Below are 24709 nucleotides of genomic sequence, written 5' to 3' on the forward strand. Positions count from 1 at the left end.
GCTTGTGGCCAATGAAGAACATAGATAGAAGTAAGAATACAAGTTATCAAAGAATTATCCTGGCGGCGATAGTGCGGTGGAACCACCTGACACCATACCGAACTCAGAAGTGAAACGCTGTAATGCCGATGGTAGTGTGGGGTATCCCCATGTGAGAGTAGGGCACCGCCAGGTTACCAAATACATAAATAGAATAAAGCAGAGTAGAATAAAAGATAAGAACCCCAGTTGAAAAGCTGGGGTTTTTATTTTTGGGAATTTACTTATTATTTAAAGAAATAAGAGTCTAATTTTAGTTTTCAATAAATATATCTATGTATATCATTTAGAGTCTTGATTTCTTATATTTTTCAAATAGACTTTATATACTCATTTCTAATTTCCTCCATTATGCTTAAAAATTTAGATGAAATAACTTCAAGTATTATCGCTGACCCTCAAAATAAAGATTTTACAGATCGTGGAATTTTTCCTTTATTTTCGGCTCCTAAAACAGCTCGAATTAATATTGTAGGTCAAGCTCCGGGGTTAAAAGCTGAGCAATCTCGTTTATATTGGAATGATAAAAGCGGTGAGCGTTTGCGTGAATGGTTGGGAGTGGATTACGATTATTTTTATAATTCTGGGATGTTTGCGGTTCTTCCCATGGATTTCTATTATCCTGGAACAGGTAAATCTGGTGATTTACCACCTCGTCAAGGTTTTGCAGAAAAATGGCATCCGATGATTTTAGAACATCTCCCTAATATCCAGTTAACAATTCTTATTGGGCAATATGCACAGAAATATTATTTACCTGAAAATAAAGATAATGTAACTGACACGGTTAAAAATTATCGTCAATTCTTACCGCACTTTATTCCTCTCGTGCATCCTTCCCCTCGCAATCAGCTTTGGATAACAAAGAATCCTTGGTTTGAAGAACAAGTTATTCCTGAATTACAAATTTTAGTCAAACAGATAATTAATAAAGACTAAGTTTTTCATTTCTTATGCACACATAGTAATAACAATCTCTTTTACTTTATGGATATAATAAAGCCTGTATGTATAGGCTTTTTTATAACGATAATAATGTTTTAGGAGATTTGATGAAAAATTTCAAATATTTTGCTCAGAGTTATGTGGATTGGGTTATTCGTCTTGGGCGCCTTCGTTTTTCTCTTTTAGGCGTGATGATTCTCGCGGTTTTAGCACTTTGTACTCAGATTTTATTTAGTTTATTTATTGTTCATCAGATTTCTTGGGTAGATATTTTTCGTTCGGTAACTTTTGGCTTACTCACTGCGCCTTTTGTTATTTATTTTTTCACTTTATTGGTCGAAAAACTTGAACATTCTCGCCTTGATCTTTCTAGCTCGGTTAATCGATTGGAAAATGAGGTCGCCGAGCGAATTGCCGCTCAGAAAAAATTATCCCAAGCATTGGAAAAGTTGGAAAAAAATAGCCGTGATAAAAGTACCTTACTTGCCACAATAAGCCATGAATTGCGCACGCCATTGAATGGTATTGTGGGGCTTAGCCAGATTTTACTTGATGATGAATTAGATGATCGTCAACGTAATTATTTAAAAACTATCAACATAAGTGCGGTCAGCTTAGGCTATATTTTTAGTGATATTATTGATTTGGAAAAAATTGATGCCAGTCGAATTGAATTAAATCGACAGCCAACAGATTTCCCCGCCTTATTAAACGATATTTATAATTTTGCTAGTTTCCTTGCCAAACAAAAAAATCTTATTTTTTCTTTAGAGCTTGAGCCTAATTTGCCTAATTGGTTGAATCTTGATCGTGTGCGCTTGAGCCAAATTTTGTGGAACTTAATTAGTAATGCGGTGAAGTTTACGGATCAGGGAAATATTATTCTGAAAATTATTAGAAATCAGGATTGTTACCATTTTATTGTGAAAGATACAGGAATGGGGATTTCTCCTGAGGAACAAAAACATATTTTTGAAATGTATTATCAAGTGAAAGAAAGTCGCCAGCAAAGTGCGGGTAGCGGTATTGGGTTGGCTATTTCTAAAAATCTCGCTCAATTAATGGAGGGGGATTTAACAGTTGAAAGTGAGCGAGGAAAAGGCGCAACTTTCCATCTTACTCTCCACGCTCAAGAAATTTCTGAAAAAGAATCCGTTAAGAAAAATATTCCATCCTTGAACATTCTTTTAGTGGAAGATGTTGATCTTAATATAATGGTTGCAAAAACCATTTTGGAAAAACTTGGGCATCATGTTGATGTTGCGACAAATGGCAAGCAGGCGATCACTTTATTTGAGAAAAATATTTACGACATTTTATTGCTAGATATTAAATTACCAGATATGAGTGGTTTTGAAATTGCCCAATATTTGCGAGAGAACTATGAGAACGGTATTTATGATTTTTTACCGCCAATGATTGCTTTTACTGCCAATGTTATGCAAAGCGAGCAAGAATATTTAGAAATGGGCATGGATGGCGTATTACGCAAACCCATTTCAATTAAGGATTTACACCATTGTCTGCAGCAATTTTTTGCCGATGAAAGCGAATCTATTATAGAAATGAATGATGATAATGAGCTTTCAGAACAGTTTGATTTAGCGCTGATAGAAACGCTTGGAAAATCCCAAATTTTAGAAAATTTATCTTTATTCAAACAAACGATGCCAAATTATCTTACTCAATTATCAAAAGATAATATGAAAGAAACAGAAGATACTGCCCATAAAATTAAAGGGGCTGCGGCATCGGTAGGGTTAAATCATTTACGTCAATTAGCGGATGCTTTAGAAAGTGCGGCTAAAAATTCTGATGTTTTTAATTGTGGGGAATTGATTGATGAAATTGGAAATCAGTGGTTAGAAGATGTAGAAGACTTAGCTAAATTTTGTGAATACCAATGAATTTTTATTATGGACAAATAATAATTACATCCAGCAGTTTTTAGGAGCAATCTACTGGATGTAATTGTTGATAGATTAAACTTTTCCCCCAATACCTTTAAATTTTTCAACAAATGCGGATATTTTTTGGAAAACATTCTGCTTTTTAGTGAGGTATTGTGGATTAAGCGGGCTCATTTTAGGGAGAGCCTCATTTAAATCCGTACCTTGTTCACTTGCATATCCACGTTGTAATGACACATTAATATAACGTTTGGCATCTTCAATATTAAGTCCTTCGGTACTTATCAATTCATTGGCTTCTTGTTGTTGCTCTTTTTGGGCAAATTGGAAGAATGACTCAATAATGCCAGCTTTATCGGCAATGTTATCTAAATCAGTTTGATTAATAAAATCCACAATCAAACTTTCTTTCGCTCGATTTCCAAGGCTGGAGCGGATAATGGCACGAATTTCATCAATAAGCTCAGATTTGTTTTTAGTTTTTTTATTGTGCTCAAATATTAATTCTAAAATGTAATCTAAATTGATTTCTTGGGATTTTAATAAATCCACTTCAAACACCACATCGTCCCAATCAATGGTCGATTTTGCTTTTTCCTCGCCATCTTTTTGACGACGGAGCCAATCCCGAATATCGTTGTAAGTCGAACGGTAATTTTGAATACTACGTTCGCTTGGCATATTAATAGGTTGCATTTCAGCAAAAGCCTCATCCGTTAAATAATATTTTTCTTTAAAGGCTTCAACGGCTTTTGCATCACTGGTATCGAGCGATTGAAATGCTTGTAAAGCAGCGAACTCATCATAGTTTTGCAGAATGTTTTCAACTCGCAAATATTCACCAAATAATTTCACAAAATCTTTCTTGTCTTTTTCCGTTTGAATTACATCTGGATCCGAGAAGCGTTCTTGTAACTCTGCAATAACGTCTAAATACCCACGACGGGCCACGCCAGCATCGGTAAAGCCTTCCATATATTCTTGGTAACTTTTTTCCAAAACGACATTACGCGTATTGGATTTACCGAAAAGGGTAATCGCATCAATGGTATCTTGTTCCAAATCACGGAAAGTGACGATATTGCCAAAACTTTTGGTGCTGTTATAAATGCGGTTTGTGCGTGAATAAGCTTGAATCAAGCCATGGTAACGCAAGTTTTTATCCACAAATAACGTGTTTAAGGTTGGGGCATCAAAACCAGTTAAAAACATTCCAACAACAATCAGTAAATCCACCTCTTTGTTTTTAACGCGTTTAGCAAGATCACGATAGTAGTTTTGGAAGGATTTACCATCCACATCATAATTGGTGGCAAAATAGCCGTTGTAATCATCAATGGCAGATTTTAAAAATTCCTTGGCTGAGGAGTTCATCGCCTCCACTTCAAAACTTTCATCGATAATATCGCCAATCGCATCTTGTTCTTCATTTGCCGCAAAAGAGAAGATTGTTGCAATTTTAAGTGGATTTTTGACCGCACTTTGTAACTGTTTAAACGTTTGATAATAAGCTTTGGCTGCATCCACACTACTTACCGCAAACATGGCATTAAAGCCATTGTTACCGGCATTAAAGCGATGGGTCTTTTGTTTGAAATTATTTAAGACATATTGGGCAATTTGCTCAATACGTTTAGGCTGTAAAAAGGCTTGTTTCTTCTCAAGTGCGGTCAGTTTTTCAAGATTTTTTTCGGTTTCAATACTCTTAAATTGTGGGCGGACATCGTTGTAGTCCACTTTAAATTTCAGCACTTTTTCATCACGGATCGCATCGGTGATAATGTAAGAGTGGAGTTCGATGCCAAAAACGCTCGCAGTAGTTTCGGCACCTAATGCGTTAGTTGGAAAAATAGGCGTGCCGGTAAAACCAAATTGATAGTATTTTTTAAATTTTCTCGTTAGATTTTTTTGCGCTTCACCAAATTGAGAACGATGGCATTCATCAAAGATAAAAACAACCTGTTTATCGTAAATAGGTAGTTTATCTTCCGATTTCATTAGGTTATTGAGTTTTTGAATGGTGGTGACAATGATCTTATTGTCGTCTTTGTCGATATTGCGTTTTAATCCTGCCGTACTTTCTGAACCATTCACGCTATCCGGTGAAAAACGTTGGTATTCCTTCATGGTTTGATAATCCAAATCCTTTCTATCGACCACGAAGAATACTTTTTCAATAAAGTCTAATTCTGTTGCAAGGCGTGCGGCTTTAAAACTGGTGAGGGTTTTGCCTGAGCCTGTGGTATGCCAAATATAGCCTCCGCTTTCTTTATTGCTCCAATTTTTCGCCAGATATGAACTTTTAATTTTCCATAAAATACGCTCGGTGGCGGCAATTTGATACGGGCGCATAATCAGTAGGGTGTCGGAAACATCAAACACGCAGTAATTTACCAATACATTGAGCAGGGTATGCTTTTGCAAGAAGGTCGCTGTAAAATCTTTTAAATCTTTAATTAAGGTATTTTTTGCCGTTGCCCAATTCATTGTGAAGTCGTAGCTATTCTTATCGCGCTTGGTAGTGTTGGCAAAATAGCGGGTGTCTGTGCCATTAGAAATGACAAAAATCTGAATATATTTAAAGAGCGAATTTTCTTTATTGAAGCTTTCTTTGCTGTAGCGATGAATTTGATTAAAGGCTTCACGAATAGCCACGCCACGTTTCTTCAGTTCGATATGTACAAGGGGTAAACCATTCACCAAAATCGTCACATCATAACGATTATCATAGCTGCCGGTTTGCTCAAATTGATTGATGACTTGCAGGGCGTTATTGGCAAGATTTTTCTTATCTAACAAATAAATATTCTGAATACGTCCATTATCAAACACAAAATCATAAATATAGTCATCATGAACTTTGCGGGTTTTCTCAATCAGACTATCACTGGGTTTATCCAAATATTCCTCTAAAAAACGTCGCCATTCCGCATCAGAAAAAACTACGTTATTTAAACGTTGTAATTGTGTCCGTAAGTTTTTAACTAATGCATCATGGCTATTGAACCCTTGCAAATACTCATAGCCTTGAGCCTGTAAATCGCGGATAAATTCACGCTCAAGGCTTCCTTCCGTTTGATAACCCGCGTTAGGCTCTTCCACAAACTTTTTGTATTGATCTAAAACGATAAAATTATTGGATTCAGCGATGGTTTTGTATTGGGTCATGAATTTTCCTTAATTATTGATTTTTTTTGCTTTTTCAGATCTTTTTGCCATTTTTCTAAAATTTCTAAATCTTCATTATCAGCCTGTATGCGTTTTTGCTGTTTTCTGACTTGATCAAATAAGGCATATTGTTCTTTGGTAAAGGTTTCCATTTGTTTTGCAGTTCGAGTTCCATTGCCGATAAGCAACGGGAAACCGTTAAATTCAATTAAATTATCGACATTATTACGCCAGAAATTTAATGTCAGATCTTGACGGTTTTTAACACGTAATTCAGCACTTTCTAAAAAGATCATCACTAAACGATTCAAAGAATCTAATTCATCATGAGTTAAATAGTTTTTAGCGGTAATAATATCGCCTTTACGTACAACAGTACCTTTCCAAGAGGTGAGGCCCATATTAGGCAATTCAGCATTTGCACGAGTACAAATGAGTTCTGCAGCGGTTTGTTGTGTAATGGCATAGACCAACTTATTTTGTGTCTCGGCAAAAAACATTTGAGTGACTTTATCTGTTTTATCGTAGTCACTGGATAATTTAAATAACTCTCGTACTTTTTGATAAAACCGCAATTCACTGGCTCGAATTTCACGAATTTGCTCCAGTAATTCATCAAAATGATCAAATCGACCTTGCGGATTTTTCAACCGCTCTTTATCTAATAGAAAACCTTTATCTAAATAAGTACGTAATTGCGTATTCGCCCAACGACGAAACTGTACACCACGAGGGCTACGCACACGAAAGCCGATGGCGAGAATCATATCAAGGGAATAATGTTTTACTTGATATTGCTTGCCATCTTGGGCAGTTATCAAGTAATCCTTGATAACTGAATTTTCATCTAATTCATTGTCTTCTAATATATTTTTTATATGTAAGGCGATATTTTGTACAGAGGTGTCAAAAAGTTCCGCAAGCTGATTTTGGGTCAGCCAAGCCTCGTTTTCAACAACTAATAAAGCAACGTGAGATTTACCGTCGTCGGTGTTGTAGATGATTAAGTTGTTCATTCTTTCTTCTCAAATTTGTAGAGTGAGCTTTAACCCACCGTTTGTTGTGATTAATTGGTGGGCTGAAGCCCACCCTACGGGTTATGAAAATTTAATAACAATTCTCTATAATATTCATACCGCTTTTGGCTTTGCTCAATCGCTAAAGGCAATCCTTCGGTGATGGAATTGGTTAAGCTTTCAAATTTGTCCAAAATTTTTACGATTTTGGTTTGGATGGAGAGTGGGGGGATAGGAATCTTAATTTTTTCCATTTGGTGACTCATCAGCTTTGGGTTTCCCATGCCAGAATAAACATGTTTTTTAGCTTCTATTGAAAGCCAATAAAATAAAAATTTATAGTTGAGCTCAGGGTTATTTTTAATTTTTATTAATCCACACACGTTTGTGATTGAAAATTTCCCTGAGCGGTAGAATACAGTTCCAGCATTGGCACCGTCTGTTGTCCAGCTAACAAATTCACCATCGAAGTCGAATGAGTCTATTTTTCCAATTTCACCATTATCTACAGTTTGAGAACTATATACCGGATAATCCCCTACATTATCAGAGAGATACTCTTTTGATATAACTCGTCCTCTAGTTAAATCTGCTACTTGGGTTAAATATTTCCACTCAAACCCAACCTTTTCAAGCTCTTCTTCACTTAACAATTTTTCCCGATAGTATTCATACTGCTTCTGGCGTAGTATAAGCTCGCTGGTAAGCTCGCTGGTAAGCTCGCTGGTAAGCGCTGTCAATGCGTCCAAAATTTTTACGATTTCGGTTTGGACGGAGAGTGGGGGGATGGGGATTAGAAATTTTCTAAATCCATTCATATCAACGGAGGCAAAACTAGACATAGTGGTATTTTTCTGACACCAATCATCAAGCGTAAAACAATAATGGTATAGAAAATAAATATTAAATTTATCAATATATTCAGGTTTTAAAGATAAAACCGTAAATCTTTGATTTGCTAGAAATGGTATGGTTATTAAAGCGTGCTCACCAATAGTTGCAGAGGTTGCAATAATAATTGAATTTGCGGGAAAAAGTTTTCCACCTTTAACCGCACTTTCTGAAACCTTTTGTAATGCTGTATTTAAAACGCGTCCATTTTCTCGAATATCTTCCATTCTAAACCAAGGGATTGAGCCATTTTCCCAATATTCTTTTACTCCTTTTGATGGGGTATAGCCATTTCTTAAATGGAATATTTCGTCTAGCGTTTTCCACTCAACCTCAGCCCCATCTAATAATTTTTCTAAAAAAGTGCGGTTGTTTTTCATTGTGTTTTTTACCCCTCAATCTCCGCCACAATCTTGTCAATTTCTGCACGCAAGCGGTCAATATTAGCAACAGTTTGTTTAATTTCAGCATTGAGTTTATCGATATCAATGACTTCACGGGTGTCTTTTTGCTCCACATAAGAACTCACCGCAAGGTTGTATTCATTGTTAACGATGTCTTCAAAGGACACGGATTTAGCCAAATGTGGCACATCTTCTTTATCGGCAAACAGTTTGAGAATTTGCTCAATATGTTCCTCTTCCAAAATGTTGTTATTGGTGGCGGATTTAAATAAACCGCTGGCATCAATAAATTGGGTTTGGGTATTGGGTTTATGTTTGGAAAGCACTAGAATATTCACTGCAATACTGGTGCCAAAAAATAGATTTGGCGCTAAAGCAATAACCGTTTCCACGTAGTTATTATCCACCAAATATTGACGAATTTTTTGTTCCGCACCACCGCGATAAAAAATGCCAGGAAAGGAAACAATCGCCGCACGACCTTTTGCTGAAAGATAGCTCAAAGCGTGCAAAATAAAGGCGAAATCTGCTTTGGATTTCGGTGCAAGTACGCCAGCAGGGGCGAAACGTTCATCGTTAATCAGTGTGGGATCGTCTGAACCAATCCATTTCACAGAATAAGGCGGGTTAGAAACGATAGCATCGAAAGGTTTATCATCGCCAAATTGCGGATTCATTAAGGTGTTGCCTAAAGCAATATCAAACTTGTCGTAGTTGATGTTATGCAAAAACATATTCATACGGGCAAGGTTGTATGTGGTGTGGTTTATTTCCTGCCCGAAGAATCCTTCTTCAATGATGTGTTCGTCAAATTGTTTTTTCGCTTGCAATAATAAAGAACCGGAACCTGCAGCGGGGTCATAAATTTTGTTGACCTTGTCTTGTCCATACAAAGCCAGTCGAGCAATCAGCTTGGAAACGCATTGTGGTGTAAAGAACTCGCCACCTGATTTACCGGCATTAGCAGCATAATTGGAAATTAAAAATTCGTAAGCATCACCGAATAAATCAATATGATTATCTTCAAAGTCACCAAAATCTAACTCGGCAACGCCTTTTAATACTGCAGCTAGACGGCTGTTTTTATCGGCAACAGTATTGCCCAGACGGTTGCTGGTGGTATCAAAATCGGCAAATAAGCCTTTGATATCCTGTTCGGAAGGGTAACCAGTAGCGGAGTTTTCGATATCAGTAAAAATACTTTTTAGATCTATATTTAGATTCGGATTAGTATTGGCTGTCGCCACGACATTTTTAAATAGCTGGCTTGGGTAAATAAAATAGCCTTTTGCTTTGATGGTGTCTTCTTTGATCGCTGCAATAATAGGGTTGTCATCATTAAAAGTAGAATAATCAACGCTATCATCTCCACCTTTAATATAGTTGACAAAATTTTCACTGATAAAACGATAGAAAAGTGTACCCAAAACATACTGTTTAAAATCCCAACCATCGACGGAACCGCGTACATCATTAGCGATTTGCCAAATACGTCGTTGAAGTTCAGCGCGTTGTTGCATTGCTATTGTCATAAAATCCTCAGAATATTTTGTGTAATGAGTTGAATAGATATGTGAAAAATTATACAGGAAATTAGTCTATTCTGCGTGAATTTCTATGAGTTTATCTTGCGGCTATTTGTAAAAATAATATCTCGTTTGCAGGTTTTGTCTTGATAAAGTGCGGTTGAAATTTGCAATGTTTTTATGAAGGGCTTTTTTAGCGGAAAATATTTGAGAAAGGGCATGTCGTGCATGCCCTATAGTTTGACGTATTAGTTCATAATTCCTTTATGTCTTAACAACGCATCTAATTGCGGCTCACGGCCTCGGAAGCGTTTGAAGAGTTCCATTGGTTCTTCTGAGCCACCACGCGTGAGAATTTCATCTAAGAATGATTTGCCAGTGATTGGGTTGAAAATACCTTCTTCTTCAAAGCGTGAATAAGCATCAGCCGATAACACTTCTGCCCATAAATAGCTGTAATAACCTGCGGCGTAGCCCCCTGCAAAAATATGGCTGAAGCTGTGTGGAGTCCTTGCCCAATCTACACCTTTTATGACGGCAACTTGTGATTTCACTGCTTTAAGTGTTTCTAATATTTGATTGGTTTTTTCCGCATCAAAGGTGTGATGCAGACGGAAATCAAAAATCCCAAATTCAAGCTGACGTAAAATAAACATCGCCGCTTGGAAATTTTTCGCTTTTAACAATTGCGTGAGTTTTTCTTTTGGCAACGGCTCGCCTGTTTCGTAATGCCCTGAAATAAACGCCAAAGCCTCTTCTTCCCAGCACCAGTTTTCCATAAATTGACTTGGTAATTCCACTGCATCCCAAGGCACACCGTTAATACCCGCCACATCGGAGACATCAATTTGCGTGAGCATATGATGGATGCCGTGACCAAATTCGTGGAATAGCGTGGTGACTTCATCGTGCGTAAATAAGGCTGGTTTATTCCCTATAGGTGCATTGAAGTTGCAAGTTAAATAAGCCACGGGAGTTTGAATGCTGCCATCCAGTTTACGCTTGCGCCCAATACAATCATCCATCCACGCACCACCACGTTTGTGTTCGCGCGCATATAAATCAAGATAGAAACTGCCACGGAGTTGATCGTTTTCATCAATTAAATCAAAGAAGCGCACATCTTTATGCCAAGTGTCCACGCCTTTGCGTTCCACTGCACGAATATTGAAAATGCGTTTAATTAATTCAAACAACCCTGAAATCACGCGATTTTCAGGAAAATATGGGCGAAGATCTTCATCATTAATGGCGTATAAATGTTGTTTTTGTTTTTCGCTGTAAAAACCAATATCCCAAGGCGCAAGTTCAGTAACACCAAATTCTTTTTCGCAGTAATCTTTCAATTCTTGCAATTCTTTTTCGCCTTGTGGTTTAGCACGTTCGGCAAGATGATCTAAGAAATTAAGCACTTGTTGTGGGTTTTCTGCCATTTTGGTGGCAAGTGAAAGTTCGGTGTAAGTATTAAAACCGAGTAATTTCGCCAATTCCACGCGTAATGTAAGAATTTCTTCCATGACTTTACTGTTATCCCATTTGCCTGCGTTAGGGCCTTGCTCTGAGGCGCGTGTTGCATAAGCACGGTACATTTCTTCACGCAATGCACGATTTTCGCAATAAGTCATCACAGGCAAATAACTTGGGATTTCTAACGTAAAACGATAGCCTTTTAATCCTTTACTTTCGGCAGATTGTTGTGCTGCTTGCAGTGCGGATTCAGGTAAACCAGCAAGTTCTGCTTCGTTTTCAATGAGTTTTTCCCAACCCATTGTTGCATCTAATACGTTATTGCTAAATTGTGAATTTAATTCGGATAAGCGCGCCACAATTTCGCCATAACGTTGTTGTTTATCTTCTGAAAGCCCGATACCTGAAAGTTCAAAATCACGCAGTGAATTTTCAATGGCTTTCTTTTGCGCAATAGAATAATCGGCAAATTCAGCACTATTTTTTAACGCTAAATAGGCATTATAAAGCCCTTTATGCTGACCAACCCAAGTGCTGTATTCAGAAAGTAATGGCAAGCACGCTTGATAGGCTTCACGTAATTCAGTGCTATTTTTTACTGAGTTGAGATGAGAAACGGGTGACCAAGCACGATTTAAGCGATCATTGGTTTCCATTAAAGGTAAAATGAAATTTTCCCAAGTAAAGTGCGGTTGTTTTAACACTTGTTCTATCGTATCGCGACAATCTTGAATTAATTTTTCAACAGCCGGTTGAATATGTTCTGGCTTGATTTGTGAAAATGGCGGTAAGCCTTGAATGTTAAGTAATGGATTTGACATAGACATAAATGTTCCTTTTTTGAAAACTGTTCTTTATGTAACGGCAAATTCTATAATATCAAGGTTGAAAAATCTAAAAAATCAGTAATAATGGTTCGCATTTTCTTTTTATTAGGAACATTATGAAGTTTATTTACATTGTTTTAGGTTTTCTTTCTCTTGCACTTGGCATTATTGGAATTTTCCTTCCTATTTTACCTACCACGCCTTTTTTATTACTTACTTTATTTTTCTTTGCAAAAGGTTCAAAACGCTTAGAACAATGGTTTTTAGGCACAAGTATTTATCAAAAACATCTTAAGTCTTTTAATGAAAATCGATCATTAAAGAAAAATACCAAAATTTGCATTTTGAGTTTTGCGACAACCATGCTACTCATTGGCTTTTACTTTACGCCAAGCGTGGTGGGGAAAAGTATTATTGCGGTATTAATTTGCATTAAATTTTGGTTCTTTTTATTTTGGGTTAAAACCGAGAATGAATAATTTTCTAACTTTGTGCCAGCGAAGTGCGGTTATTTTTTCCATTATTTTTACTATGGTGGCTTGTGATAAATTGGATAATCCCAAGCCTGTTTCGCCACAAGTTGAAGCACCGAAAAATCCTCAATTAGAGCCCAACCGTGTTGAATTAAAACGTGGAGTTTATGGCGATCTTACTTTGCAACCTTGGCAAGCTAAAAACGAAGAACAAACGCAATTATTACGCGATCTTTTTGAAGGCTTAACGGCTTACGATGCACAAGGCAATCTTGTTCCTGCCGTAGCAGAAAGCTGGCAAACTAAAGATAATAAAACGTGGATTTTCACTTTGCGTGAAAATGCCAAATGGTCAAATGGTGAAGCGGTGACTGCCTCTGATTTTGTAAAATCTTGGCAAGCACTTTCCCAATCTGAAAGCCCGCTAAAAAATTATTTGGCTTTTATGAATTTGAAAAATGCGAAGGCAGTATTGAAAAAAACACTGTCTGTGGAATCACTTGGATTATTCGTTGAAAATGACCGCACTTTACGCATCGAATTAGATAAAGCATCACCATATTTACCTTCTATGCTGGCGCACGTCAGCCTCTTGCCTCGCTATACGAAATCGACTGAAACCCTTATCAGCAATGGAGCCTATCAATTACAAAGTCAGGCTGAAAATCAGCACATTTTAACTGCCAATCCTTATTATTGGGCAAAAGAAAAAGTAATATTTCAGCAAGTGAAGTATCAAAAAATTGCAGCAGATGCAGATTTGTCCGATTTTGATGTGGTATTGAATCCGAAAAAAGCTGATCAGAATATCCAAGATTATCCGCAGCTTTGTACTTACTTCTATGAGTTTAATTTTGCCGATTCTATGTTGCAAAAAAATACGGTAAGAAAAGCGATTGTTTCGATGATTTCAACCAAGAATTTGGTTGCAGATATTGCTCATCTTCATCCTAGCAATACTTTTCTGCCAAAATCTATGCTAGGTGAGCAAGAATCTATTTGGGAGCCTGTTGTTGCAGAACAGCTTCTTTCCCAAAATCAAATTAGTGAAACTCACCCGTTGAAATTACGTATTCGTTATGATGATTCGTCTCTGAATCAAACCATTGCAACGCGATTAAATCGCCAATTATCGCAATCAGATTTATTACGAGTTGAAAATCAAGGGATGAGTTGGCAAGAATTGCAAACAGCTCGCACAAAAGGTGATTTTCAATTAATTCGTTCTGGCTGGTGTGCTGATTTTAATGATCCCGTCGCTTTCTTAAATTTGTTCTATTCCAAAAGCCCTGATAACAAAAATGGCTATAAAAATGCTGAATTTGATCGTTTATTTGAAGCAGCAATGACGACGACATCCGAGAAAGGGCGGTTAGAAAATTACACGAAATTAAAAGGGATAATTCAACAAGAATATTTAGTATTACCTATTTTTCAATACAGTATGCCAGTTTATCTCGCGCCAAGTATAATGGGCGCACAAGTAAATTCTGTTGGAACCATTTATAGCAAAGATTTATGGCGAAAGGTTAAAAATTAGTAATCGCACTTGCAATCAAGGAAAGAATTCTTTAAGATTGGAGGTATTGGGGACAACTCCTACATCGTCCCCGTAGCGATTATCTTAGATAACTGTTCCGGAACAGCTAACTAAACAACAGATAATCAAGAAAATGAAAAAGAGCGTTTTTTTCATTTTACTTACTCCTGATAAGCCCCGATCTTTGGAATACGAGACGGGGTTTCTCGTTTTTAGCAATATGCTAAAAAATCTTTTGATTATTCCATGGCATAAAGTTTAAATAAAAAAGCCATACTGTTCAATACAACAGTATGGCTTTTTTAACATATATTATTTTATTAAATAATCTCTTCTTGGCAATGTGGACAGGTCATTAAATGTTGTTCATCATTGTTATGCACAATGTAATGACCCATTTTTTTCGCTTTTGTATCAAGATATTTTGTGTTGTAGCGGTTTTCGCCTACATTAAGCGGTACTCGTTCAACCACGTTGATACCTGCTTTTTTCATGGTTTCTACTTTTTCTGGGTTGTTGGTCATCAAGCGAACTTTTTTTACACCAAGTAGCTCAAACATATCGGCACAGACTTCAAAGTTGCGTTCATCTGCTTTGAAACCTAAAGCAAGATTGGCTTCAATCGTATCCATTCCTTTATCTTGTAAAGAATAAGCACGGATTTTATTAATTAAACCAATTCCGCGGCCTTCTTCACGATGATAAATTAAGACACCGCGACCTTCTTCTTTAATTTGTTTCAACGCTGTCGCCAGTTGGAACCCACAATCGCATTTTAAGCTGTGAAGCGCATCGCCAGTTAAACATTCAGAATGGATGCGTGCTAACACAGGTTCATCAGCATTAGAAATATCACCCATCACTAAGGCTACATGTTCTTTTTTGGTATCTGGGAATTCAAATCCCACCATTTTGAAAATGCCGTATTCAGTGGGTAAATTAGCTTGCGCAACTAGCTGAATTTTTGCCATAAAGTGATCCTTATTCGTAGTCATTTCTGTTAGAATGCGCGCGTTATTTTTTATTATTAAGGGGCGAGCATGTTTAAAAGGCTGTCATTATATACGTTATTACTTTGTCTTGTACCATTTTTTATTTGGGGTATTTCCTATCAGTGGCATGGCAATAGCCAATTAACTGAAGCTGATTATTGGCTTTATTTGCTCACTGAAACGGGTAGCGTACCTTATGCGTTGATCACCTGTGTGTTGTTTACGTTTTTGTTCGCATTTTTATTCAAAAATCCAAAACAATGGATATTAGGTGTAATTGTGATGGGGATTTCAGTTATTGCCACTCAAGCCGCAAAAACGGGGGCAAAAGCATTGTTTGAAGAGCCTCGTCCCTTCACCGTGTATCTAGCTGAACAAACTCATTCAACGCCTGAAAACTTTTATAAAAATGACCGCACTTTGCGTGCAGAAATGGCTAAGAATTTTTATTCGATAGATGCCATCACACCAGCTTGGTTAGTTCATCATTATGAAAATGAAACGGGGTATTCATTCCCCTCTGGACATACGATTTTTGCGGCAACGTGGCTTATGCTTGCTGTTGGCTTTACCCAATTATTGGGTAACCGTTCTTTTAAAGCAAAATTGCTGGTGGCGGGCATTGCGGTGTGGGGCTTATTGATGTTGATTAGCCGTGTGCGATTAGGCATGCATTACCCAATTGATTTATTGGTGGCGACATTACTGGCATGGTTGATTAATAGCATTATTTTTTCTTTTTTGAAGAAAAAGGCGATCTTCGTCATAAAATAATGATTTAAGTGCGGTTAAAATTTTGGCTAATTTTAACCGCACTTCTTTATATAGGAGCAGATTATGTATTATGGTTTAGATATTGGTGGCACGAAAATAGAGCTTGCTGTATTCAATGAAAAATTAGAAAAATTATATTCTGAACGGGTGCCAACACCTAAAACCGACTATGAAGAATGGCTTAACACGATTGTGGATTTAGTGAATCGTGCTGATGAAAAGTTTGGTGAAGTGGGCACCGTAGGTTTGGGCGTGCCTGGTTTTGTTAATCAACAAACTGGATTAGCCGAAATTACCAATATTCGTGTGGCAGATAATAAACCAATTTTACGCGATTTGTCTGCACGTTTAGGCCGTAAAGTGCGGGCAGAAAATGACGCAAATTGTTTCGCATTATCTGAAGCATGGGATGCCGAAAATCAGCAATATCCGACTGTACTTGGTTTAATTCTTGGAACTGGTTTTGGTGGCGGCTTTGTCTTAAATGGTAAAGTTCATTCAGGTCAAGTGGGAATGGCGGGAGAGCTTGGTCATTTACAACTAAATTATCATGCTTTGAAATTATTGGGGTGGGATAAAGCCCCGATTTATCAATGTGGTTGTGGCAACAAGGCTTGTTTGGATAATTATCTGTCAGGTCGCGGTTTTGAAATGCTTTATCGAGATTTGAAAGGTGAAACATTATCTGCTCGAGAAATTATTGATTTGTTCTATCAAGGCAATGAAAGTGCGGTAGATTTTGTGAATCTTTTTGTTGAATTGGCGGCGATTTCTATTGGCAATATCATTACGGCATTTGATCCGCATATGATTGTGCTAGGTGGTGGATTATCTAATTTTGATTACCTTTATGAGGCTTTACCAAAAGTATTACCACCTCACTTGATGCGGACAGCAAAAGTTCCACCAATTAAAAAAGCGAAACACGGCGATTCCGGTGGTGTGCGTGGTGCGGCGGCGTTGTTTTTAACCAAATAATTCAGCAAACTAACGGGCGTATTCGAATAATACGCCCTTTATTTTGAAAAATATTTAGAATATTCTAAATTTATTAGATTTTTTCTTGTTTGTATTTCTTTTCTTTAGAGAAATTTTTAAAAAATCTCGCCTTTTCATTAAAAAACCATACAATCAAATTATTTATCGTTTGAGGGATGATTATGGAATTTGAATTTTCAAAAATGTTAGAAGACGTGCTAACTTGGATAGTCGCACACCTTGATGGACCTTTATGGGATGCCACAATTATTATTTTGCTTGGGACGGGTCTATTTTTTACCATTACAACAGGATTTGTACAGTTCCGTTTATTCCCAGCAAGCCTTCGTGAAATGTGGTTTGGTCGTGCTGTGGAGGGAAGTTCGTTAACGCCTTTCCAAGCGTTTACGACAGGTCTGGCGAGCCGCGTTGGTGTGGGTAACATTGGTGGGGTTGCAACGGCAATTGCCTTAGGGGGCGAAGGCGCAGTGTTTTGGATGTGGGTAACGGCATTTATTGGTATGTCGAGTGCTTTCGCTGAATCCACTCTTGCTCAATTATTTAAAATTCAAGATAAAGATGGATCATTCCGTGGCGGCCCTGCTTATTATATTGTGCAAGGTTTAAAATCACGTTGTATGGCAGTGGCTTTTGCGCTTGCATTAATTTTTACATTTGGTTTTGCCTTTAATTCTGTACAGGCAAACTCCATTGTTGAAGCGACGAGCAATGCGTGGAATTGGAAAGGGGAATATGTCGGTATTTCATTAGTAATTTTGACCGCACTTATTATTTTCGGTGGCGTTAAGCGTATTGCGGTTATTTCGAGTAGTCTTGTGCCAATGATGGCACTTTTCTATTTGATTATGGCAGTGATTATTCTTGGCATGCATATTGATATGATTCCTTCCGTGATTCATCGTATCATTCAAAGTGCATTTAGTTTTGATGCCGCAGCTGGTGGAATGTTTGGTGCGCTGGTATCAAAAGCAATGATGATGGGGATTAAACGTGGACTATTCTCTAACGAGGCAGGAATGGGGTCTGCGCCTAATGCGGCAGCGGCTGCTCACGTTAAACATCCTGTTAGTCAAGGTTTAGTACAGATGTTGGGGGTGTTTGTTGATACCATGATTGTTTGTTCTTGTACTGCCGTGATTATTTTACTTTCAAATAATTATGGTAGCGAAACGCTAAAAAGTATTTCACTTACGCAAAATGCCTTGCAATATCACATAGGTGAATTTGGGGTGCATTTCCTGGCATTTATCTTATTGTTATTCGCTTATTCTTCCATTATTGGTAACTATGCTTATGCGGAAAGCAATATCCGTTTTATCAAGAATAAACCTTGGTTTGTATTTTTGTTCCGTTTAATGGTGCTATTTTTCGTGTATTTTGGTTCTGTTCGTTCAGGCAATGTGGTGTGGAATTTCGCAGATACGGTAATGGCAGTCATGGCAATCATTAACTTGATTGCAATTTTGATGTTGTCGCCAATCGTATGGAAATTGATGAAGGATTATCAACGTCAGCTTAAAGAAGGAAAAACACCAGAGTTTAAAATTGACGACCACCCTGAATTGCGTAAGAAAATATTTGATTCCCGCATTTGGAAATAAAGATAAAATGGCTAGAAAGAAATTTTTAGCCATTTTTAGTTTATTTATATATTGCGTTTTATCATTAATATCGTGATAAATTGAAAATAATCCCCGATAGCTATTGTTCTACGTGGGTAAAAAGGGTATATTCCGACCCAAATTTTTTCTTTTTTACAGAACGGAGTTTATTATGTTTGGTTTATCCCCTGCTCAAATGATTATCTTATTAGTGGTCATTTTATTGGTTTTCGGTACGAAAAAATTAAGAAATGCGGGTTCAGATCTTGGCGCAGCTGTGAAAGGCTTTAAGAAAGCAATGCAAGATGATGAAAAAGCAAAAGATGCAGAATTTAAGTCTATTGACAATAATGCAACATCTGCAAAAACTGAAACTACAAAAGAGAAAGAACAGGCTTAATCCGTGTTTGATATTGGTTTTTCAGAACTTGTTTTGTTAATGGTAGTTGGCCTAGTTGTGCTAGGGCCGAAGCGTTTACCTGTCGCTATTCGCACAGTGATGGGTTGGGTGAAAACGATTCGTGGTTTAGCTGCCAATGTGCAAAATGAGTTGAAACAAGAACTAAAATTGCAAGAATTACAGGATAGTATCAAAAAAGCTGAATCTTTGAACTTGCAAACCCTTTCACCAGAATTGAGTAAAACGGTGGAGGAATTAAAAGCTCAAGCAGATAAAATGAAAGCAGAGCTAGAAGATAAAGCGGCTCAAGCTGGTACAACAGTGGAAGAGCAAATTAAAGAAATTAAAAGTGCGGCTGAAAATGCAGAAAAGTCTCAAAATGTGGCATTAACTGAGGATTCTACAGAAACTTTACCTGAAGTAGAAAAAACACCTGCAGATTTAACCGCACTTGAAGCCCACGAGCAAGCAGAATTGACCGAGCGTTTATCTGATTATTATCCGCCGGATGATATTGAAATTGCGCCAGCACCAAAATCTCAATCTTCAAAAACTGAATCATAGCGAGTTTTTATGAGTAATGTGGATGAATCTCAACCTCTAATTACACACCTTGTTGAGCTAAGAAACCGTTTATTACGCTGTGTGATTTGTGTGGTATTGGTTTTTGTCGCATTGGTGTATTTTTCCAATGATATTTATCATTTTGTTGCAGCACCTTTAACAACGGTTATGCCAAAAGGTGCGACGATGATCGCAACCAATATTCAAACGCCTTTCTTTACGCCAATTAAATTGACAGCGATTGTTGCTGTTTTTATTTCTGTTCCTTATTTGCTTTATCAAATTTGGGCTTTTGTTGCGCCTGCATTGTACCAACATGAAAAACGGATGATTTATCCGTTGCTATTTTCAAGTACAATTTTATTTTATTGTGGCGTGTCTTTTGCTTATTACGTTGTATTTCCGTTTGTATTTAGTTTCTTTACACAAACTGCACCAGAAGGCGTTGCTATTGCAACAGATATCAGCAGCTATTTAGATTTCGCTTTGGCATTGTTTTTAGCTTTTGGTGTGTGTTTTGAAGTACCGATAGCTATCATTCTACTTTGCTGGACTGGCGTAACAACAGTAAAAGCACTTTCAGGAAAACGTCCTTATATTATCGTGGGGGCATTTTTTATCGGCATGCTTTTAACGCCTCCTGACGTTTTTTCACAAACTTTACTCGCGGTGCCGATGTGCTTGCTCTTTGAGCTTGGCCTGTTAGTAGCTCGTTTTTATCAACCCAAAGATGATGAAAGTGCGGTTGAAAACAACAATGAATCAGAAAAAACAGAATAGTGAATCGATTAATATATAAAATGGGGGCTTAGCCCCTTTTTTATTGCATTGATGTCATCCTCGTGTTTTTTTTCATAAAACAATATCTTTTGGTTTATTCGCGACTAAATGTGATTTATAGCTTAGTAAAAGTGTCGTATTTTCACCTAAAACATCATCATTTTATTAGGTTATTATCTTTGTTTTTATTTTCTATTTAATAAATTGGGTAATTTTTTAGATAATTTCTTTCTGTTTTGTTTTTCTTTAAATTTCCTTCATAAAAGTTATTGCAACGTTAAATTGCTCATTGCATATTGTCATTGCGCCCTATGAGGCGAACATAATAAAAAACACAATACACACAACATCAACAACAAAGAAGGAAATTCATTATGTCAACAGTTGCTTCCTTAGATGCATTCTTAGCACAAGTCGCTCAACGTGATGGTCATCAACCTGAGTTTTTACAAGCGGTTAGAGAAGTGTTTACTTCTATTTGGCCTTTTTTAGAAGCTAATCCTAAATATCGTTCAGAGGGATTGTTAGAACGTTTAGTCGAGCCTGAACGTGCATTTCAATTCCGTGTAGCTTGGACCGATGACAATGGTCAGGTGCAAGTCAACCGTGCATTTCGAGTGCAATTTAATAGTGCAATTGGTCCATTTAAGGGCGGTATGCGATTCCATCCATCAGTAAATTTATCTATCTTAAAATTCTTGGGTTTTGAGCAAATATTTAAAAATGCTTTAACTACATTGCCTATGGGCGGAGCAAAAGGTGGTTCGGACTTTGATCCAAAAGGAAAATCAGATGCAGAAGTCATGCGTTTTTGCCAAGCATTGATGGCTGAACTTTATCGCCATGTAGGGGCTGATACTGATGTACCAGCAGGTGATATAGGTGTTGGTGGGCGCGAAGTTGGTTATCTAGCTGGCTATATGAAAAAATTATCAAATCAAGCTGCATGCGTCTTTACTGGGCGTGGATTATCTTTTGGTGGTAGCTTAATTCGTCCAGAAGCAACGGGATATGGGTTAGTTTATTTTGCTCAAGCCATGTTAGCTGAAAAAGGCGATAGTTTTGCGGGTAAAGTTGTATCGGTTTCTGGTTCTGGTAACGTTGCGCAATATGCTATTGAAAAAGCATTATCGCTTGGCGCAAAAGTGGTGACTTGCTCTGACTCATCAGGCTATGTTTATGATGCTGAGGGATTTACTACTGAAAAATTAGCCGCACTTTTAGAAATTAAAAATGTAAAACGGGGTCGAGTAAAAGATTATGCAGAACAATTTGGTTTGCAATATTTTGAAGGTAAACGCCCTTGGGAAGTGAAAGTTGATATTGCGCTTCCTTGTGCAACTCAAAATGAATTAGAACTTTCTGATGCTCAACTTTTAATTAAAAATGGCGTGAGATTGGTCGCTGAAGGCGCCAATATGCCAACTACCATTGAAGCAACCGACGCGTTACAGGCTGCAGGTGTATTATTTGGACCTGGTAAAGCGGCTAATGCAGGTGGCGTGGCGACTTCTGGTTTAGAAATGGCGCAAAGCTCACAACGTTTGTATTGGACTGCAGAAGAAGTGGATGCAAAATTGCATCGAATCATGTTAGACATTCACGCAAACTGTAAAAAATATGGCACGATTGAAGGTCAAGAAAATATCAACTATGTAGTAGGTGCAAACGTAGCAGGTTTTGTCAAAGTTGCTGATGCTATGTTGGCACAAGGTGTTTATTAATCCTCAAAATTTCAAATAGAAAATAACCGCACTTTAAAAAAGAGCGGTTATTTTTTCGGATAAAATTTGAATATAAGAAAGGCGACATTGAGTCGCCTTAGAGATGTTATTTATTTGAATTGTTTTCATCGCACTTATTGATATCACTACATTTACCGTAAAGATATAAACTGTGTGCTTTTAACTTAATACCATATTGTTGGCTAATTTCACGTTGACGTTGTTCGATGATATTGTCACTGAATTCAAATACTTTTCCGCAATCCTCGCAGATAATATGATCATGGTGTTCAGTTGGTGCTAGCTCAAATACAGATTTGTTACCTTCAAAATTGTGACGAATCAAAATACGAGCCTCGTCAAATTGATTTAATACTCTGTAAACAGTCGCTAAGCCAATTTCACTCCCTTGATCAAGTAGGATTTTGTATACATCTTCTGCTGAGAAATGTTCGTTTTTATGCTCTTGCATTAAGCTAAGAATCGTTAAACGAGGTTCAGTGATTTTTAATCCAGCTTTTTTAAGTAATTTAATGTTTTCTTCAGACATAAAGTTCCCTTCCTTTTATGTGAAAAATTCTAAGCGAGCTCGGCTAAACACATTTCATCGTAAATTTGTTTACACCATTTTTCTACACGTTCTGCCGTGAGTTCAGGTTGGCGATCTTCATCAATACACAACCCAATGAAAGTTCCATCTTCTAATAATGCTTTTGATGCTTCAAAAGTATAGCCTTCAGTTGGCCAGTTACCCACAATGATTGCGCCGCGCGGTTCTACGATGTCGCGCACGGTGCCGATAGCATCGCAGAAATAATCAGCATAGTCTTCTTGATCGCCACAGCCGAAAATACCTACGAGTTTATCTGTAAAATCGATTTCTTCTAGCGTTGGGAAAAAATCATCCCAGTCAGCTTGTGCTTCGCCGTAATACCAAGTCGGAATACCGAAAAGTAAGAAATCGTATGCTTCAATATCTTCTTTACTACTTTTTGCAATATCACGAATATCGATTAAGTCATTACCTAATTGTTTTTGGATCATTTTCGCGATGTTTTCGGTATTGCCTGTGTCACTGCCATAAAATAGACCAACAACTGCCATTTTTCTTTCCTTTTAAAATTTAATGTATTGATTATAAATAGGGGATATCCCCTAAATTATGTGGGAGTATACTACAAAAGTATTCTCATTTAAATGAATTAATTCTTATTTACAAATCGCTCTATCGCACGTATAACAAATTCAGGTTTTTCAGCATGCACCCAATGCCCACAACCACTAATAGTAAAAGACGTCGCATAAGGAAATTGTTCTAAAATTTTTTCGCTATTCTCTATTTTTATATAAGAAGAATTTCCGCCTTTGATAAAGAGCGTCGGCGTGAGTACATGCACCTTTTCCCAATCCATAATGTTAGCGTAATTGTTGAAAAGTGCAGTGAGATTAAACCGAAAATAATCAGTTGAATTGGGGGCAAAAGATTTCAGCATAAATTGCACGACATCCTGATCATCAATTTCCTTTTCTAAGAGCGGTTTGGCTTCTTGACGAGTTTGAGGGGCTGCATTTTTGACAGCGAACAAGCCATTAAACACATCTTTATGTCCAAATCCTTCGTAAGGCAGGGGAGACATATCAATTACAATTAATTTTTCGACTAATTCTGGGCAAAGTGCGGTGATTTTCATGGCGGTTTTTCCGCCCATAGAATGACCAATTAATATCACTTTGGATAAATTTAAGTGGAGAATGACTGCAATAACATCTTCAGCCATAAGTTGATAATTCATTTTTTCCGAATGAAAACTATGGCCGTGATTACGCAGATCTATACGTAAAATATTATAATTTTCGCTAAAAGCTCTGGCGATGATGCCAAGGTTATTCATATCCCCGAATAAACCGTGAATAAAAACTAAAGTTGGAGAATTAATCGTTTGTTTTACTTGATGATATTGATAATTGAGCAATGAATTTGCCATAATTTTTGCGTGAGAATTTGTAAAGAAGTCGTTATAATTAAAAAAAATTCTAGCAAACAGAGAGAAAAAAATGAAGATCATTGAAGTTGATGAAGAATTATACCAATACATTGCGAGTCAAACCCGCTCTATTGGGGAAAGTGCTTCGGATATTTTACGCCGTTTGCTTAATTTACCGGCACATGCGAGAGTTTTCGCCGATGACTTAACATTTGCTCCGGCTGAAAATAACGAAAAAACAGAATCAAAAGTAGAAGTACAGACTGAACCAGCTAAGTCAGAAAGTGTAAAACCGACGAAAAAACAGCCGATAACTGCAATTAATCAGATCGTAGAAAAAGTTCAAACGTTGTTGAACTCGACAGAATTTCAAGAAGAAGGCAAAGCTGTTACGCGTTTCTTAGCTATTTTGCGCGTGCTTTATCGCACTAATCCTGAGAGTTTTGCGCAAGCCACAGAATCTTTACAAGGCCGTACTCGAGTTTATTTTGCGCGTGATGAAGCAACATTGTTAATGACCGGCAATCATACAAAACCAAAACAAATTCCAGATACGCCTTATTGGGTTATTACTAACACAAACAGTGGCCGTAAAATGCTGATGTTGGAAGGTGCAATGCAATCAATGGATTTGCCTGAAAGTTTAATTGACGAAGTGCGGGCATATTTCACGGTAAATTAATG

Annotated in this window: 21 protein-coding genes and 1 rRNA gene; 13 read left to right on the forward strand and 9 right to left on the reverse strand. The window is 37.3% G+C overall.

What is annotated here, in order from left to right; genetic code table 11:
- The first annotated feature begins 58 nt into the window (after nt 1-58).
- From rrf to DV417_RS04255, 3 genes are all read left to right on the forward strand, one after another.
- Nucleotides 59-174: ribosomal RNA gene (rrf, locus tag DV417_RS04245) — 5S ribosomal RNA — on the forward strand.
- Between the two features lie 216 nt (nt 175-390).
- Nucleotides 391-978, forward strand: a complete 588-nt coding sequence (locus tag DV417_RS04250) for a uracil-DNA glycosylase family protein (protein WP_118878742.1) — start codon at nt 391-393, stop codon at nt 976-978.
- Nucleotides 979-1091: 113 nt separating this feature from the next.
- On the forward strand, nt 1092-2891 hold the full coding sequence (locus DV417_RS04255; RefSeq protein ID WP_118878744.1) for an ATP-binding protein: 1800 nt from the start codon (nt 1092-1094) through the stop codon (nt 2889-2891).
- A 75-nt stretch (nt 2892-2966) separates the two neighbouring features.
- Here DV417_RS04255 and DV417_RS04260 read toward each other — a convergent pair whose 3' ends face one another.
- From DV417_RS04260 to prlC, 5 genes are all read right to left on the reverse strand, one after another.
- On the reverse strand, nt 2967-6062 hold the full coding sequence (locus DV417_RS04260) for a type I restriction endonuclease subunit R (RefSeq protein ID WP_118878746.1): 3096 nt from the start codon (nt 6060-6062) through the stop codon (nt 2967-2969).
- A complete protein-coding gene (locus tag DV417_RS04265; protein ID WP_118878748.1) occupies nt 6059-7078 on the reverse strand; it encodes a virulence RhuM family protein in 1020 nt (339 codons plus the stop codon). The genes DV417_RS04260 and DV417_RS04265 overlap by 4 nt, the downstream gene beginning before the upstream one ends.
- A gap of 74 nt (nt 7079-7152) precedes the next feature.
- A complete protein-coding gene (locus tag DV417_RS09525) occupies nt 7153-8349 on the reverse strand; it encodes a restriction endonuclease subunit S (protein ID WP_118878750.1) in 1197 nt (398 codons plus the stop codon).
- Between the two features lie 8 nt (nt 8350-8357).
- Nucleotides 8358-9905, reverse strand: coding sequence for a type I restriction-modification system subunit M (locus tag DV417_RS04275; RefSeq protein WP_118878752.1), 1548 nt, complete (start codon nt 9903-9905; stop codon nt 8358-8360).
- Between the two features lie 242 nt (nt 9906-10147).
- Nucleotides 10148-12187, reverse strand: a complete 2040-nt coding sequence (prlC, locus tag DV417_RS04280; protein ID WP_118879067.1) for an oligopeptidase A — start codon at nt 12185-12187, stop codon at nt 10148-10150.
- A gap of 122 nt (nt 12188-12309) precedes the next feature.
- Between prlC and DV417_RS04285 the strand changes: the two genes are divergently transcribed.
- Both DV417_RS04285 and DV417_RS04290 read left to right on the forward strand, forming a co-directional pair.
- Nucleotides 12310-12672, forward strand: coding sequence for a YbaN family protein (locus DV417_RS04285; RefSeq protein ID WP_065265262.1), 363 nt, complete (start codon nt 12310-12312; stop codon nt 12670-12672).
- On the forward strand, nt 12665-14206 hold the full coding sequence (locus DV417_RS04290; RefSeq protein WP_118878754.1) for a peptide ABC transporter substrate-binding protein: 1542 nt from the start codon (nt 12665-12667) through the stop codon (nt 14204-14206). Before DV417_RS04285 ends, DV417_RS04290 begins: the two co-directional genes overlap by 8 nt.
- Before the next feature lie 320 nt (nt 14207-14526).
- On the opposite strand, the gene ribA is transcribed toward DV417_RS04290, so the two are convergent.
- Nucleotides 14527-15177: a GTP cyclohydrolase II gene (gene ribA, locus DV417_RS04295; protein ID WP_118785846.1), complete on the reverse strand. Its 651-nt coding sequence runs from the start codon at nt 15175-15177 to the stop codon at nt 14527-14529.
- A 69-nt stretch (nt 15178-15246) separates the two neighbouring features.
- Here ribA and DV417_RS04300 point away from each other — a divergent pair, with 69 nt between their 5' ends.
- From DV417_RS04300 to gdhA, 7 genes are all read left to right on the forward strand, one after another.
- Nucleotides 15247-15972, forward strand: a complete 726-nt coding sequence (locus DV417_RS04300; RefSeq protein ID WP_118878756.1) for a phosphatase PAP2 family protein — start codon at nt 15247-15249, stop codon at nt 15970-15972.
- Between the two features lie 63 nt (nt 15973-16035).
- On the forward strand, nt 16036-16950 hold the full coding sequence (nagK, locus tag DV417_RS04305; RefSeq protein ID WP_118878758.1) for an N-acetylglucosamine kinase: 915 nt from the start codon (nt 16036-16038) through the stop codon (nt 16948-16950).
- A gap of 182 nt (nt 16951-17132) precedes the next feature.
- Complete coding sequence (locus DV417_RS04310; RefSeq protein ID WP_192878549.1) at nt 17133-18572, forward strand: alanine/glycine:cation symporter family protein; 1440 nt, start codon at nt 17133-17135, stop codon at nt 18570-18572.
- Between the two features lie 172 nt (nt 18573-18744).
- Complete coding sequence (gene tatA / locus DV417_RS04315) at nt 18745-18972, forward strand: twin-arginine translocase TatA/TatE family subunit (RefSeq protein WP_005629124.1); 228 nt, start codon at nt 18745-18747, stop codon at nt 18970-18972.
- A gap of 3 nt (nt 18973-18975) precedes the next feature.
- The gene (gene tatB, locus DV417_RS04320; RefSeq protein ID WP_053466164.1) at nt 18976-19536 is read left to right on the forward strand and encodes a Sec-independent protein translocase protein TatB; all 561 of its coding nucleotides are present in this window, start codon (nt 18976-18978) and stop codon (nt 19534-19536) included.
- A gap of 9 nt (nt 19537-19545) precedes the next feature.
- Nucleotides 19546-20316 carry a twin-arginine translocase subunit TatC gene (tatC, locus tag DV417_RS04325; protein ID WP_118878760.1) on the forward strand — a complete coding sequence of 257 codons (771 nt, stop codon included), beginning with the start codon at nt 19546-19548 and terminating at the stop codon, nt 20314-20316.
- A gap of 374 nt (nt 20317-20690) precedes the next feature.
- Nucleotides 20691-22040 carry an NADP-specific glutamate dehydrogenase gene (gene gdhA / locus DV417_RS04330; protein ID WP_118878763.1) on the forward strand — a complete coding sequence of 450 codons (1350 nt, stop codon included), beginning with the start codon at nt 20691-20693 and terminating at the stop codon, nt 22038-22040.
- Between the two features lie 106 nt (nt 22041-22146).
- Here the strand turns inward: gdhA and fur are convergent, their stop codons facing one another.
- The 3 genes from fur to DV417_RS04345 form a co-directional block, all read right to left on the reverse strand.
- The gene (gene fur, locus DV417_RS04335) at nt 22147-22590 is read right to left on the reverse strand and encodes a ferric iron uptake transcriptional regulator (protein ID WP_118776475.1); all 444 of its coding nucleotides are present in this window, start codon (nt 22588-22590) and stop codon (nt 22147-22149) included.
- A gap of 29 nt (nt 22591-22619) precedes the next feature.
- On the reverse strand, nt 22620-23144 hold the full coding sequence (fldA, locus tag DV417_RS04340; RefSeq protein ID WP_005629135.1) for a flavodoxin FldA: 525 nt from the start codon (nt 23142-23144) through the stop codon (nt 22620-22622).
- Between the two features lie 98 nt (nt 23145-23242).
- Nucleotides 23243-24025, reverse strand: a complete 783-nt coding sequence (locus DV417_RS04345) for an alpha/beta fold hydrolase (protein WP_118878765.1) — start codon at nt 24023-24025, stop codon at nt 23243-23245.
- A gap of 70 nt (nt 24026-24095) precedes the next feature.
- Here DV417_RS04345 and seqA point away from each other — a divergent pair, with 70 nt between their 5' ends.
- The gene (seqA, locus tag DV417_RS04350; protein ID WP_118878767.1) at nt 24096-24707 is read left to right on the forward strand and encodes a replication initiation negative regulator SeqA; all 612 of its coding nucleotides are present in this window, start codon (nt 24096-24098) and stop codon (nt 24705-24707) included.
- Nucleotides 24708-24709 lie beyond the last annotated feature (2 nt).

Source organism: Haemophilus haemolyticus (genome assembly GCF_003490935.1).
Lineage (GTDB): Bacteria > Pseudomonadota > Gammaproteobacteria > Enterobacterales > Pasteurellaceae > Haemophilus > Haemophilus haemolyticus_M.